This window comes from Streptomyces sp. NPDC127097 (genome assembly GCF_042724075.1).
Classification (GTDB): domain Bacteria; phylum Actinomycetota; class Actinomycetes; order Streptomycetales; family Streptomycetaceae; genus Streptomyces.
Window position 1 is genome coordinate 77,208 of record NZ_JBHXFI010000014.1, and the last position, 15,436, is coordinate 92,643.

Here is a 15,436-nt window from a genome sequence, read left to right on the forward strand (position 1 = left end):
GAGTCCTGCCCCGCAAGCCCTCGCTTTCGCGCCGCCGCGTTTTTGTTCCGCACCGCCAGAAGGGGAAACTCAGCCTGCCGCAGCTAGGACCAACGGAAGAACGTGTTCGCTGCCTGCCTGGCGCAGTAGCCTGGCAGCAACTGCGAGGGTCCAGCCAGAGTCCGTGTAGTCGTCCACGAGCAGGACAGGACCAGGAAAGCGCGCCAGAGCACCAGCCAGGTCCTCAGGGACGGTGAAGGTGCCAGTCAGTGCCCTGAGGCGTTGGGCGGAGTTGCTGCGGCGTGCCGCGTGCGCGCCGGTCGGCTCGGTGTACGTCAGGGTGCCCAGGAAGGGGAGACGGCCGATGGTCGCGATTCCCTGGGCGAGGGAACCGACGAGCTGCGGGCGGGCCAAGGACGGCACAGCGACGACTCCCACCGGCCGGGCAGACGCGTCCGGGGCATTCGATGCCCAACCTCCAGGAGAGCGCGCCCAATCTGCGAGAACCGCCACCGCGGCCCGCAGGACGTCGTCAAGGACAGGCCCGTCGGGCGCGTTCTCGGCCAGCAGCGGGCGCAGGCGGTTGCCCCAGCCGATGTCCGAGAGCCGCCCCAGAGCACGCCCCGTGGAGCACTGCTCGCCAGCCGGGATCCGGCCCCTGAGGTCGATACCCAGTGCGGGCATCCCCGTCGGCCACATACGCCGCGGCTCAACCTCCACCCCCGGACGATCCAGTTCCTTCGCTGCTCCGGTCAGCGACTCCGCCGAAACGGAGGAATCGGCCCAGGCGCCTGCACAGTTGTCACAACGGCCGCAGGGGGTCGCCCCCTCATCGTCCAGCTGCTGGCGCAAGAACTCCATCCGGCATTGGGATGTCCTCACGAAATCGCGCATGGCTTGCTGCTCGGCCGCGCGCTGCCGAGCGACCCAGGCGTACCGCTCGGAGTCGTACACCCAGGGCTCGCCGGTGGAGATCCAGCCGCCCTTCACCCGCTTGACCGCCCCGTCGACGTCGAGCACCTTGAGCATGGTCTCCAGGCGGGTGCGCCGCAGGTCGACCACGGCCTCCAGGGCCGGCACGGACAGCGGCCTTCTAGCCTCGGCAAGGGCCGAGAGGGTCTGGCGAACCTGCGCCTCAGGCGGGAAGGCAGTATCGGCGAAGTAGCGCCAGATCGCCTCGTCCTCCTTGCCCGGCAGCAGCAGCACATCGGCGTGCTCCACGCCGCGCCCCGCACGCCCCACCTGCTGGTAGTAGGCGATCGGCGAGGACGGCGAGCCGAGATGCAGCACGAAACCCAGGTCCGGCTTGTCGAAGCCCATGCCCAGCGCCGACGTCGCGACCAGAGCCTTGACCCGGTTCTCCAGCAGGTCGACCTCGGCCTGCAGCCGGTCGGCGTTCTCCGTGCGTCCCGTGTAGGAGGCCACCTGAAAGCCGCGCTGACGGAGGTAGCCGGTGGCCTCCTCGGCCGCGGCAACCGTCAGCGTGTAGATGATTCCGGAGCCGGGCAGCTCGTCCAGGTGCTCGGCGAGCCAGGCCAGGCGGTGCGCGGCGTCCGGCAGCTGGACCACACCCAGCCTGAGACTCTCCCTATCCAGCGCGCCGCGCAGCACCAGCGCCTCGCCGACACCCGTCCCCAACTGCTCAGCCACATCCGCGGTGACCCGCGCATTGGCGGTCGCAGTGGTCGCCAGCACCGGCACACCGGGGGCAAGCTCAGCGAGCATCGCCCGCAGCCGGCGGTAGTCGGGCCGGAAGTCATGGCCCCAGTCGGAAATACAGTGTGCCTCGTCGACCACCAGCAGACCGGTCGTAGCCGCCAGCGTGGGAAGCACCTGATCACGAAAATCAACAGAATTAAGACGTTCCGGGCTTACGAGGAGAACATCGGTCTCGCCACGCTCTACCTCCTCGTGGATGGTGTCCCACTCCTCCGGATTGGCCGAGTTGATCGTGCGCGCCCGGATCCCGGCCCGCGCCGCCGACTCGACCTGGTTCCGCATCAACGCCAACAGCGGCGAGACGATCACCGTCGGGCCGGAACCACGCCGCCGCAGCAGAGCAGTGGCCACGAAGTACACCGCCGACTTGCCCCAGCCAGTGCGCTGCACCACCAGCGCACGCCGCCGCTCCTGCACCAGAGCCGCCACCGCCTGCCACTGGTCCTCCCGCAACCGTGCCGCACCCCCGGGGTCACCGACAAGCTCAGCGAGGACGGCATCGGCTTCAGTGCGGAGGTCCAGGTTGTCCATGCCCCCATGCAACCCGATGGCACTGACAATCGGCGAATCCGCCCAGCATCGCAAAGGGCTCGCGAAGGGTGCGTCTGCCAAGCACTGATCAAGGACGCCAGGGCAGAGCGCTCGGTCACGACGATCACCAATCGGCACGTTTGCCCAGGTCAGGGCTCCAAATCTACCTGGAATTTGAATGCCCTCCCACTTCCGTAGTCCCGAACCACTGACTTCTCCAATTGCAAGCGGCAACGGCACATGCGACTCACTGCTCACGTCTGTGGACGCCTGCCCGCGGACTACCTGACCGGCGCGTCTGATTGGACCGACGGTCACAGTGCGCGGATGGGCCGAATGAGAGCCTGGTTGTCGTGGAGATTCGCGGCGGAGATGCCGATCGACAGAGGCAGACCGCGGCGGTCGACGATGAGATGGGTTTTCGCCCCCTTCTTGCCGCGGTCGGTCGGGTTCGGTCCCGTCAGCACCCCAGGCCCTGCTGGAGGAGCACCCTTTTGCGAAGGTCCGGAGGTCCCCAACGATCGACACACAGGACGCAGAAGATGCCCTCCTGCTCGAGCCTGTGCTACCCGTCTCGGTGGGTGAGCACGATGCGTGCAGCTGCAGACTTGTCCGCTTCGGCAGCGTGGCTGAACAGGTTCATGAGCGCCGTTCCTGCCCAGGGATGGCCCATTTGCTGAATCAGCGCCTCGTAGTAGCGAGCCAGGGCAGCCATCAGTGGACCGTCACTGCTTTGAACCTCTGCGGCCCCGTTGTGTAGACCTCCTAGGAGGAAGGGCAGTGATGAGTCGGAGACCCAGGGCTGCGTCAGGGCTTGGACGGAAAGCTTCTGCAGGTTGCCGGACCTGTGGGAGGGCAGCGTTGCCCGCCAGAGGCCCGCGTAAGCAGCTGTCAGCCAAGCCGAAGCATGGTCCGGTTCAGAATCGATGGTCTGTGCAACTGCTTTGAGGACCAACCGCACCACGCCCCACGGATCGCTCCAGGCTGTCGGTCGTGCGATCGCGGCAGCTACTCCTCGTGCGTGCCAGCCGTCGGCCTGCGCCGCGAAACCGTACAGGTCACTGGCGAAGGGGATGTCCATGTAGAAATGCCGCAGGAGTTCGGCTCTCAGGACCATCGCCTCCTGTGGTGCCATGGTCTGCTGGCGTTGGCACGCGTCGATCAGGGCGAGCGTTCCGAATGCGGGTACACCCGCCGACCGGGCGAACCTCCGCAGAGCTCGGTCGTCGCACCACAACACCAGGCCGTGCTCCTTGGCATGATCCAGGGCCGTGAGCCATATCTCCGCGCCCCGTCCGGCAGGCAGCCCCGGCAGTGCGCGCAGCTCTGGTCGGGCCACTCGGGGCAGTGACCGCACGATGTCGGCGGCACGCTCAAGGGTGCGACGCAAGGCGCTCACCTGCCCGTCCGGCGCAACGTGAAGAATCGGCCGTAATTCGCCCTCATTCCAGACCAGCGTGGAATCCGACCGCAGGGCGAATGAGTCGACGGCGTGGAAAACATCGCCGACGATTTGGTCAGTTGTCACGATGCTCTGGCAGGAGCCGATGAGCCGTTCGGCGGCGCCCGGCTCCAACACGGCGAGAGACACCGCCGCACTCGTATCCACGACCACCCGCCGGGTCAGCGCGACCTGGATTGCGCCTGCTTCCACCGTGATTGCGGTCGGGTCGGAGGCAAACAGGCCAGGACGTTCTACAGTGAGCCGCACGCACACTTCGGCGTACGACCTGCCACTCATAGGAGCCAGCATCCCGATGGGAAGCTGGCCCTGATTGATCCGCTCTCGGATTTCCCGACGGCCCTCGCCCTCGTGCTCACGGCGTAGGCCCTCGCCGATTTCTTCGAGTACCGCTTGTGGATCGGTGGCATCGAGGGCGCGGAAGTAGACGCTGTTCGGGAAGCGTTCCCGGTAGTCCGAGCTCGCTTCATGCAGCAGCTCGGCCGCCTCTGCACTCATGGGCTGCGTCGTAGTGGTGCGCCAGAGAAGAACGCCCAGGAAAGTCCCCAAGAGTTCTTCATCCTGTGGCCAGTTCTGCATCAGCTCCAGCGCACGCCCGATGAATTGGGGATCAGTAGAGCGACGTGCACCGAGCTGGACCCACAGGAGCGCTTCGTCTCGGCGCCGTGGTGGAGCCGCTTCCCTGAATTCGGTGAGTGTCCGCCATGCTTCGTCGGGCCGTGCCCGTATGACGTAGCACCTCACCAGGGCCCAGCGTGCGTCAAGATTGTGCGGATCCAGTCCCAGGAGGACGATGGCCGCGTCCGTGGCCCGCTCCCAGTTCCCTGCGGCGGATTCCGTCTCAACGAGCAGCTCATACATCGCGCCCTGTGCTGCCCAACCCGGGCCAGCGATCCGCAGCGCACTCTCAGCGCACTCCTTAGCCTTCTCGTAGTCCCTGGCTTGTTGGTAGGTACGGGCTGCCATTGCCATCAGCTGCGCATCGCGCCATTGTGCCGCGGCTTCCTGCAGGGTGGCCGCGGCCGTTTCGCGATCATCGAGTTGCTGATAGCGCTGCGCCAGTTTCAGGGCGATGATCGGACTCTGGTTCGCGTTGGCGCGCAGGACCACCAGATCGCCGCCCACTTTGCCGCTGACGGCGCGGGCGAACTTCTCGAGATCCCCTACTGCCTCGGGATAATCGTTCTTCAGGTGAGCGATCTCCGGCAGGTTCCGCCCAGACTCAACCAGCCCCATGGCCGCCATAAGCTGTTCGGGCCCTGGCTCCGCTGCATCCCAGGCGCGTTGCCAGGCTTCAGCTACTCGCTCGTCCTCGCTGTCGCTACCGGCACGGCGTTCTTCGAGCACAGCCAGCACCTGCGCTTTCGCGAACGGGCTTGTCACCACGCTCAAAAGTGCGCGCGCCCGGTGTTCGCGGCCCGTCAGCGCCGCGATCAGGGCACTTTCCTCCTGGACCCGAGGATCCTCCGCTTCTTGCGCGTCAGCGTCTCCTTCTGGAGCCAGCTGCGAGAGAGCCCACGCGGTCGACAGATCCTGGCTGAACACTGCGGCCTGTATTCCCAGGACCACCGCCGCCGCGCTGTCACCGAACCATTCCCGACGTGCGTTACGCACACGGAGGGCGACGGCCAGGGCTTCCTGGGCGTCGGCGAGCTTACTGCGTGTAGCGCGGCGCGTGGCTCGCTGCAGCAGAGCCTGTGCCAGCGCCAGCCCAAGCTGAGGAAAGCGTGCGACATCCGCCTCACGCAGTGCTGGCAGGGCCTGGTCGGTCAAGTCCTGCCCTACGAGGGCGTCCGTTCTCAGGAGAAGCTGCAGAGCATGCGCGCTGTCATCAGGAGCTGTCCACCGGTTGAGGTGGTTCAGGGCCGCGGGCCGGTCGCCGTCCAAAGCAAATTGCAAGGCGCAGACCAGTGGCGAGTCAAGGTCTTGATGGGCGGCCAGGTACGAGCGCGCGCTGCCCTCGGGCATTGTCTCTGCCTGCAGAGCAGCCCGCACGACCAGGAGGTCACGAGGGTATCCGCCGTCGCGTACCGCCCGGTCATAGAAAGAGAAGGATGCGGTGCGAGCATCGTATGTCGACGCCAGGTGGGCTAGCCAAGGAAATGCCTGGACGGGGGCGCTGGCGAGCCATCGTGGCTCGTGCTCGGCCCATTGCTCCAATATCTTCTTGCGTGCAGTCCTACCCGTCGGAAGCTGATTGACGACCGCCTCCACGTCAGGCCAGCGATCACGCAATTGACGTGCTTCTTCTTGGAATACGGGTGGCAGCGTGGCTAGCGCCTGATCGAAGCAGGACCGGCCCGCCCCCAGCGTTGCGCCCCCGTCGGTCACGTACTGCTTCTCAATGTACGTGACCGTGTTGTTGTCACCGATCGCAGAACCTGTGATTGCTCCGCCAGCGACAACCGCACCCGGACCGGCGGACACCGTCCGCGCAGCTTCGACGGGAACTGCTTCACCCTCTGGGGCGGCGATCTTCCCCTTACGGCGAATCCAGGAAAACGGCTTCACCGTTCGCTACCTTCCCCAAGGGCGCTGTCCGTGATGTCACCGCCGGCCGCGATCCCGTCTCGACCAGCTCGCACGTCATCCACGTTCCGCCTCGCTGCAGTGCTACTGGGCGTGGTGTGGGGACCAGTCACCTTTGAGTTGTTCCCGATCGCGGAGCCGGTGATGTTGCCGCCGGCCACGACCGATCCACGGCCGCCGCGCACGCGCCGCCCACCTGTAGACCCGCCACCCGTGTTGCGGAACAGGGCGATCACAGACACCAGCAAGGTCACCAATCCGACGACCGCACCCACCACCCCCACGGTCCGCTCTGTCGTGTCGGGGTCCGCGAAAACAGCGCCCAGGGCCAGCCCGACGGTCGCCAGGCCGGTCAACGCAGCCGTCACCGATATCCACACGCGTGCCGTCCCCGTCATAGCCACCAGCTCACCGATCTGTCGCCAACGCCCGTTCTGCCCAGAAGGAAAGAGAGTGCCATAATCGGCCCTCTGATGAGACCGTGAGGCAAGGTACTGGTCAAATATCCGAACCCTCTTCGAGCGGTCGTGACGACCGCCAGCTCGCGAAGGCCCCGTCTCGAGCACGGATTCCCGTCACGTCGCCCCACGTGCTGACTGCCGCCTCTGGTCTACGAGCGGGAGGGTCAGCAAGGTAAGCGTTCAAGCGGGGGGAGTCTCGACAGGCCGGGGGCAGCCGCTCGTACCACGAGATCCCGTAGAGGTTGCACGCCTTGCAGAGCAGCCCCCGAACGCACCTTCCGCAGGAACCAGAGTTGGGGCAGTGGGTGTGGTCGTGGTCGATATGCCAGAACGACACCCCCTCTGTGCCTGAGTCCCCTGGGTGTTGACCGCACAGGGCGCACTCGTCGTCCTGTACGCGAAGGATGGCGTTCATCTGCCAGACGGTCAGGCCATGCCTTCGGGCCTGCCGGACGGCAACGCTGCATGCAGAGCAGTGGCCCTTGACCCGGCCCTTCTCGCCATAGTCGATGGGGTCTTCGCAGATCTCGCACCAATACTCGTCATCGAACTCGCAAATCTCGCGTCTACGTGCCACGGGCAGAACCTAGCGCCGAGCACTGACATCAACCCCGACAACCCGGTATTTACTCCCGCCGAAGGGCTCGTAACACGAGCATAACCGAGTACTTTGAGGCGTCGTAGCCGATGTCGGTCAGGGGCTGACGATCACCGTTGACACCTGGTCTCCGATCGCAACGAGCAGTCTCCAGTCGCAACCGGGTCGTGTAGATTCGCAATTCGGATGTCCCCTTCTCAATGCCGGTGACCCTTGTCCGGCCCATGGGACACTGATGTGAGACGAACGCTTTTGTCCTGTGCGCTTGGAGGCGGACCTCGGCGGTCAACTCGTGGTGCGCGCGTCGAAAGGCCGATCCATGCAGCTCACCGAGTTCGGGCAGCGCGTGGCCCGGGCGGCCCTTCCTCTGGCCCGATCGACTCGGAGTCCTCCCGAAGAAACTGAACTCCTGTACCGCATTCTTCAGTTTGAAGCGGTCGGGGACCTTGAAGCCCGCCGGAGCGCGGGCTAGATCAAGCCAACCGCCGACAACGAAACGCCCACTGCGGCATCGGGCAGAGTGTGACTATGGTCAAGGCTTTTCAGTACAGCCCCGCTGCGAGGAACTTGATCAACATGAAAGGTTGACCAGTTCCGGCACCTTGGGCACGGGCGGCCAATCAGAAATGGACGCAGGAGATGCAGTCCGTGCTCGCGGTCAATCAGATACAGGCTGTCGGGCTCAAGGTCGTTGCGGCTGCTCGACATGGTGTTGGTCGGGACTACCGGGTGGTCCCCCATCATGCTCCGGTAGTCCACAGTCGCGGACCCTAGCAACTGATCCCATCGCACGTCCGTGAAGTACGCCAGGCGCAGGTCGGCGAGAAAGCGTGCCCGGTCCAACAGCTTGGATAGATCAGCGTGAGCGCTGCTCAGTGCAGCAGGAAGTTCTACGTGATCGGGGCCGCGGTGGTGCGCCACGGCATTGCGCTGATCGTAGAGCCGCTTGCGTGCTGCTACGGTCTCGGAACCTGAGAGCAGGGAACCGAACTCGTGTAGGGGGTGTTCCGCAGGTAGCGTTCTCCGCTTACGTCCGCTGACGATCTCCTCAAGAACCGCAACCCATTCCCCGAACCCGGGACCTGTGCGCCCCCCTGCCAGTTTCTCCCGGATAGCGCGAACGGAGCTGAGTTCGATGCCCGCCTCACGGGCGAGCGCCGCGACTATCAGGGCACTGTAGCCACACAGGATCTCGGCCGTGGCGAGCACCGCCTCATAGGCTTCCTTCGGTTCGCCGGCGCTCATCCGCACTTCCACTTCTCGCCAACGCGCGGCGATCGGAAATGGGAAACGTGTACGGATGATGTAGCCGAACTCATCCAGCTGCGTCGCTGCTTCGACTCGCAGCCGCAGCGTCTGTCCAGAAGCGATGATCCGCTCACGCGCCTGAACGACGTTGCGGTCACGGAACGCCGACTGGAGTAGCTGAGTAGCGGCACGTTGCCAATCGCTCATCCGCTCTCGGACGATGGCCAGATCGTCCAAGGCCGCAGCTAGAGCGTCATCCAGGGGCGGAATTTCGAGGTTGACCAGATCGCTCCGCTTCACACGGACGATTCCGACTGTTCCGATAGCGATCGCCCGGAGGTCCGACGAGCGCAAGAAGGCAAGAACCCACCGCACGTACCCGGGATCGAGTGGCTCGTGGGAACGCAGCACCAGCACGCTGTCACTCGCAACAGCTGGTAGGTCTGCCTCTGTAACCACTGCGGCCCTGATGCTGCCGTCCGCGGCGAGAACTTCAGTCGCGATCATGTCGCCGGCCTCGAGCCGCGGCAGGCTATCCGGAGGCACCACCCAACTGCTCGTCGGATCGGGGGCGGCAAGTGAACCGTCGTGTCCGATGTCGCGGGGCACCACGATGCGAATCGCTCCTGACGTGCGCGCAGGGACCTTTTCGCGCTTGAATCGAAGCCCGCCCACCTGGCTAAAAAGCGAGCCCAGCGGAGTCCCGCTGGCCTGAACGACTCCATCTGAGTCACTGCTCTGCACGGTGCACCCCCGACATCCCGCCCTACCTGTGGCCAGACTATTCCAGTTGATCGCCAAGCAGGATCAATATGCCCGTGAAACGAGGTCTGACCATGCCGTCTTGGTTTGGCCAGCGCATAGGAGGACCTGGAGACGATCCCACTCTGCATGGTCTGAATAAGACGTGCTGAGAATGCGCAGGTTGCCACAGCGGAACGGGACATTCCGATTGAGGGCCTACAGGTCGAGAAGGGTTTTGGCCGGTGCTCTGGACCGCCCCACCCCTACGGTGCATCTATTGGGACCAGGGCTCCAGCTCTATCCGGAACCTGAACGCCCTCCCCGTACCATGGTCCGGCAGTGAGGTGTTGATGCTCCCCCACTGCGCGCTGCTCAGCAGCTTCCGTGGCTCGATGGAGCACCCGATCCGGGTTTTCATCTCAGGTGATGCAGGCACTGGTGTGCCCTCGGCAGCGGCGAGGGATCGCATGGCGTTCTCCCAGAAGCCGGACTCGCGCCAGCGGGCCGCATAGGTTTGCAACGTCGAGGGACAGCCGAACAGGTCGGGGAGAGCGCTCCAGGATGTGCCGGTGCGGGCCTTGTAGAGGATTCCGGTCATTACCAGCCGGGGACTAACTCCCCGCGGCCGGTGGGTGATCATCGGCTCGATCGTCGCCCAGCCCTCATCGGTCAGCAGCGGGACCAGCAGTCTCCTGTCGGTGAACCACGCAGTCAGCGCGCACAGCTGCCCCTTGCGCCCCTGCTGAGGCGGTTCAAGGAACGTCACCTCAACGTCCAGTGCGGCCATGAGCTCCTTCTGCCGCTTCAGCGGAAGGCCGCTCCACATCCGTCGGGTCATGGCCGCAAGCTCGACCAATTGAGCGGACCGCTCTCGTGCCGCATCCGATTCCGCCAGCCGGGCTTTCAGCTCCCTCCGGGCATCGAGTAGTACGCCGAGTTCAGCCTGCAGCGGCGCGATCTGGCGCACCACCGCCCTCTCCGATTCCTCCAGACCCAGATCGAGCGCGGCGACTTCCTTCGCGGCCACACCGAGGGCGATGGCGAGGGCCTGCCTGTGGATCCTGATCTGCCGGTCGAGTTCGCCCCTGCGCTCCCTCGAGCCGTCACACTGGGCGGCTGATGGCTCGCTCTGGCAGCCAGCGATTCCCTTGAGACGGTCGGCGTCGCCGAGAAGCGTCCTCACTCTTCGCCAGGTCCGCTCCTCGACCGGATCAGCAGCCAGATAGGGGCAGGAGCACGTGGGTGCGCCGGCGTATGCCCTACTCCGACCCTGGCACCGGTATGCCTTCGTCCTCAGGATCGTTCCCCCGCCGATGTAGCGCTTACCGCAGGGGCTGACGATCCGGCCACTGAGGGTGTAGACACGGGCCTTCTGCAACGTGCGAACCGGGCGCCCGCTGGCCGCCCGGAGTTCCTCGACCTCGGCCGGGGTAAAGACCGGCGGTAGCGGGATGACCACCCGCTCGCCGTTCACCGGCCGTCCCTCGTGGTCTCGCCGTACTCCCCCAGAGCCGCGGAACACCTGCCGTGCCTCCAGGACGATGGGGTTAAGCACCTGCTGGCGCAGACTCTGACCGCCCCACAGCCCGCCGTCCCGCCTCCTGTAGCCCTCCGTATTCACCGCGAGCGCCGCCTGGCTCCAGTCCCGCAAGGCGACATACAGCGTCCGGCCCCGCCGCAACGCGCACGCCTCGTGCTTGGCCGCGCAGTCCCTGCCCTTACGGCACTCATCCAGGACGAGGCGACCCGCCCCGACGCAGTAGCCGTAAGGGACCTTGCCGCCAATGTAACCGCCGCTCTCGGCCTTCTCCTGGATTCCGCCCTGGGTCCGCTCGCGGATGATCTCCCGCTCGTCCTCGGCGTAATCGGCGTCCTTGCGCATCTTGCTCTCCCCCTCGGGAGTGCTGTTGTCGTAGTCCCGTTTGACCACGGCGACGAAGATGCCGATTTCCTGGAGTTCCCAGACCCATCTCCAAAAGGCGCGCCCGGTACGGCCGATGGCCCGGCACTCGTTCACGACGACGATGTCGAAGGGCCGCGGGACCGTCCACGCCCGCTCCATCAGCCGCCGCAGATCCGGGCGCTGGTGGGACTCCAAAGCCCCGGAGACTCCCTCGTCGACAAAAGTGCCGACGTGTTCCCAGCCCTTCTGACTGATGTACCCGGCCGTCTTCTTCCCCGAGTACGCAATGCCGTACCCCTTGGCCTGCTCCTCCGTCGACACACGCAGGTAGTCCACAGCCCGCAATGTCCGCCGGCCCGACCGCAGCCGCGTCGCCACCAGGGCCGCGTGAAAATCCTGCATGTCAGCCCCGTTACCCCAGGATGCAGGCCGTGAAAACCTTCGCAGGGAGCGGACCGTCCCCAACAGTCCATCCGAACACACACGCCTGAAGGCAGCGCCAGGCAGTCCAAGATGAGGCAAGCTGGCTCGCACGATGATCGCTCGCACTACGCTCCGACCGTGGCCTACATCGTGACGCTGCCAGCGAGGCAGATGACAAAGATCCATGATCGACTGCGCTTACAGCTCCGCCTGACCAAGGTCCTCGCAGCGCAGGATCAGCCAGTTGGGTCGAATGTAGGCCCGCCAATGGCCTTGGTCATCAGCGAAGACACGGAGAACAGCGCCGGCCGGCGATCCAGACAGCTGATCTGGATGGGTAGCGTGGCCCGCCACAACACACCCGGCACCGTCGACAAGAGCATCACCATCGATCCGCTGCGTGAGTGCATGGAAGATGTGCCACTCGACGGAGAGGACGGCCTTCTTGCCCTGTTGGAATCTGACTTGCGGAACGAATTCGAACGAGCAAGTCTCATCGGCACAGCCAGATGGTGCAGCGGTGAGGTCTGGCAGGCACTTGAAAGAGGGCTCCGTGCGAAGTTTCCCCGTCTCGTCCCGCTGATCGACTGGTTGCTCGCCCAGGCCAATCCCCCTGTACTAGACAGCCATGACGAAGCAGATCAAGCCTGGCAGGAACAGCAAGACGCGGTCCGGAGCATCTTGCGAATCGCCGATTTTCCTCTGCCTTCACTAAACGCCTGGAAGCGCCCCGAGTCCCGCGACGCGCCTTACACGGCAGGCATCATCCCGCAGCCCTCGGAAAACAGCCTGATCGACCATGATGTGCGCGCCGCAGGACGGGCGTTCGGCCTGGACAGTGACTGGGTGAACGGGAGCGGGGCCAGATGCGACATCAACGTGCTTTGGGATTCGAGCGGGCGACGGCTCGAGGTGACCAACGTAAACGCCCTTCCACTGGAGTCCCGGACCGGAACCGACATGATCTACTATCACGTGCCCACCAAGAGTTTTACACTCGTTCAATACAAGCGCCTAGATCCACGCAAGCGAGAGATACGCGTCGACGAACGGCTACGAAGTCAGCTTGATCGACTCGAAAAAGTGGCACAGCTGAACAGCCCGCCCACGCAACCGCACGAATGGCGTCTGGGAAGCGACCCTTGCTTCCTCAAGCTCGCCCACTGGCCCGAGGACACTCGCAAGAATCCAGTCGAGGGACTCTCGCACGGAATGTACCTTCCGGTTTCCTATGTGCGCATGCTGCTTGAAAACGACTGCACGCTCGGCCCCCAGAAAGGCAGTCAAGCTCGACTGCTGGGCTACGACCGAGTCGAACGTCACCTCGTAGGCGCACAATTTGTCGAATTGGTCAAGGAAGGACTGGTCGGCACTGTCGGCACCACGCGAGAGCAGTTGTGGTCTATGGTCAAGCGCCGCGTCAGTGAAGGTAACAATGTCCTCGTCGCCGAGGAAAACAGTAGCGAGTCTGTGCGCGACCGGCAAAAACGCAATCGGACTCGAACCTCCAAAGATAATTCGTACGTACACAAGGTGTACAGGCAAGAATCGCTCTTCGGCCCTGACTCCGAGCAGTAGACACTTGGTTGGCCTGTGCGAGAGCCAACAGCGTTCGCCTACCCGGCCAACGCAAGGACGAGCGGGAGCACTTGGTCGGCTCCAGCCTGGCACAGGAGGCGTGCGCATACGGCCAGAGTCCAGCCGGAGTCGGTGTAGTCGTCGACGAGCAGGACCGGGCCGGGGGTAGCGGCCAGGGCGGCGGCGAGTTCGTCGGGCACAGTGAACGAGGCAACCAGGGCCCGCAGCCGCTGGGCGGAGTTGCTGCGGTGCGCCGCAAACTCATCCGCTTGCGGGGTGTAGGCAAGGCTGCCGAGCAGCGGGAGCCTGCCGACACGAGCCACGCCCTCGGCCAAGGAGGCGCCCAGTTGGGAGCGGGTGCGGGAGGGCACGGCGACGATGCCCACGGGCCTCGCCACCGCGTCAGGAGAACCACTGGCCCAGCCGCCCGGCGAGCGAGCCCAGTCGGCCATCACCCTCACGACGGCGGCCAGCACGTCGGCCGGGACCGGCCCGTCCGCCGCCTGCGCCGCCAGGATCGGCCGCAGGCGGTTGCCCCAGCCGATATCCGACAGCCTTCCCAGCGCACGCCCAGTGACCGCCTGCTGGCCCCCAGGGATACGGCCTTTAAGATCCATGCCGACCGCGGCGAGCCCGGTCGGCCACATTTTGCGAGGCTCGATCTCGACGCCGGGGCGGTCCAGCTCCCCCGTCGCTGCCGCAAGGGCCGCAGGCGAGATGGCGGGATCGAGCCAGGGCCCGGCACAGTTGTCACAGCGACCGCACTGGACCGCCTTCTCATCATCGAGCTGCCGCTGCAAGAACTCCATCCGGCACCCCGAGGTCGCCACGTAGTCCCGCATGGCCTGCTGCTCCGCCGCCCGCTGCTTCGCGACCCACGCATACCGCTGCGCGTCGTACGCCCACGGCTGCCCCGTCGCGGTCCAGCCGCCCTTCATGCGCTTCACCGCGCCGTCCACGTCCAGGACCTTCAGCATCGTCTCCAGGCGCGAGCGCCGAAGATCCACCAACGGCTCCAACGCCGGCAGCGACAGCGGACGCCCCGCCTCCTCCAGCACCGCCAGAGTGCGCCGGACCTGCTCCTCGGGCGGCAAGCCCACCGAAGCGAAGTACGCCCAGATCGCCTCGTCCTCCTTGCCCGGAAGCAGCAGCACGTCCGCGTGGTCCACGCCGCGCCCCGCACGCCCCACCTGCTGGTAATAGGCAATCGGCGACGAGGGCGACCCCAGATGCACCACAAAGCCGAGGTCAGGCTTGTCGAAGCCCATACCGAGCGCGGAAGTGGCGACCAGCGCCTTCACCCGGTTGGCGAGCAAATCCTCCTCCGCCTGCAACCGGTCGGCGTTCTCCGTCTTCCCCGTGTAGGAAGCCACCGGAAACCCGCGCTGCCGCAGAAACGCCGCGACCTCCTCCGCCGCCGCCACCGTCAGCGTGTAGATGATCCCCGAACCCGGCATATCCCCCAGCCGCTCCCCCAGCCACGCCAGCCGGTGCGCCGCATCCGGCAGCACCAGCACCCCCAGCCGCAGGCTCTCCCGGTCCAGCGGGCCGCGCAGCACCAGTGCATCCCCGCCACCCGTACCCAACTGTTCCGCCACATCCGCCGTGACCCGAGCATTGGCGGTCGCGGTGGTAGCCAGCACCGGCACACCAGCCGGCAGCTCTGCCAGCATGGTGCGCAGCCTGCGGTAGTCAGGGCGGAAGTCGTGCCCCCAGTCGGAAATGCAGTGCGCCTCATCGACCACCAGCAGGCCCGCGGTGGCCGCGAGCTTAGGCAGTACCTGATCGCGGAAGTCCACAGAATTAAGGCGTTCCGGGCTTACGAGGAGAACATCGGTCTCACCACGCTCGACCTCCCCGTAGATCGTTTCCCACTCCTCCGGGTTGGCCGAGTTAATCGTGCGCGCCTGGATCCCCGCCCGCGCCGCCGACTCGACCTGGTTCCGCATGAGCGCCAGCAACGGCGAGATAATCACCGTCGGACCCGAGCCACGCCGACGCAGCAATGCGGTGGCAACGAAGTACACCGCCGACTTACCCCAGCCAGTGCGCTGCACCACCAGAGCACGTCGGCGCTCCTTCACCAGAGCCGCCACCGCCTGCCACTGATCCTCCCGCAGACGCGCCGAACCTCCAGGATCACCGACCAGCTCAGCGAGGACGGCGTCGGCTTCAGTACGCAGCTCCAGATGGTCCATACCCCCATGCAACCCGATGGCACTGACAATCAGCGAATCCACCCAACGCGATAAAGCGATCAC

Annotated in this window: 7 protein-coding genes and 1 pseudogene; 1 reads left to right on the forward strand and 7 read right to left on the reverse strand. The window is 65.5% G+C overall.

The window, feature by feature from the left end; genetic code table 11:
* Positions 1-69 precede the first annotated feature (69 nt).
* From ACFWJW_RS13970 to ACFWJW_RS13995, 6 genes and pseudogenes are all read right to left on the reverse strand, one after another.
* Positions 70-2,229 carry a RecQ family ATP-dependent DNA helicase gene (locus tag ACFWJW_RS13970; RefSeq protein WP_387239531.1) on the reverse strand — a complete coding sequence of 720 codons (2,160 nt, stop codon included), beginning with the start codon at positions 2,227-2,229 and terminating at the stop codon, positions 70-72.
* 326 nt (positions 2,230-2,555) lie between these two features.
* Positions 2,556-2,699, reverse strand: a pseudogene (locus ACFWJW_RS13975) (IS5/IS1182 family transposase); the annotation flags it as partial.
* A gap of 95 nt (positions 2,700-2,794) precedes the next feature.
* The gene (locus tag ACFWJW_RS13980; RefSeq protein ID WP_387239534.1) at positions 2,795-6,202 is read right to left on the reverse strand and encodes a hypothetical protein; all 3,408 of its coding nucleotides are present in this window, start codon (positions 6,200-6,202) and stop codon (positions 2,795-2,797) included.
* 516 nt (positions 6,203-6,718) lie between these two features.
* Positions 6,719-7,258, reverse strand: coding sequence for an endonuclease domain-containing protein (locus ACFWJW_RS13985; RefSeq protein ID WP_387239537.1), 540 nt, complete (start codon positions 7,256-7,258; stop codon positions 6,719-6,721).
* Between the two features lie 489 nt (positions 7,259-7,747).
* A complete protein-coding gene (locus ACFWJW_RS13990; protein ID WP_387239540.1) occupies positions 7,748-9,271 on the reverse strand; it encodes a restriction endonuclease subunit S in 1,524 nt (507 codons plus the stop codon).
* Between the two features lie 274 nt (positions 9,272-9,545).
* Complete coding sequence (locus tag ACFWJW_RS13995; protein ID WP_387239543.1) at positions 9,546-11,510, reverse strand: recombinase family protein; 1,965 nt, start codon at positions 11,508-11,510, stop codon at positions 9,546-9,548.
* Between the two features lie 225 nt (positions 11,511-11,735).
* On the opposite strand from ACFWJW_RS13995, the gene ACFWJW_RS14000 reads away from it, so the two are divergent.
* Positions 11,736-13,175, forward strand: coding sequence for a hypothetical protein (locus ACFWJW_RS14000; protein WP_387239546.1), 1,440 nt, complete (start codon positions 11,736-11,738; stop codon positions 13,173-13,175).
* A gap of 38 nt (positions 13,176-13,213) precedes the next feature.
* On the opposite strand, the gene ACFWJW_RS14005 is transcribed toward ACFWJW_RS14000, so the two are convergent.
* Positions 13,214-15,373, reverse strand: a complete 2,160-nt coding sequence (locus ACFWJW_RS14005; RefSeq protein WP_387239692.1) for a RecQ family ATP-dependent DNA helicase — start codon at positions 15,371-15,373, stop codon at positions 13,214-13,216.
* Positions 15,374-15,436 lie beyond the last annotated feature (63 nt).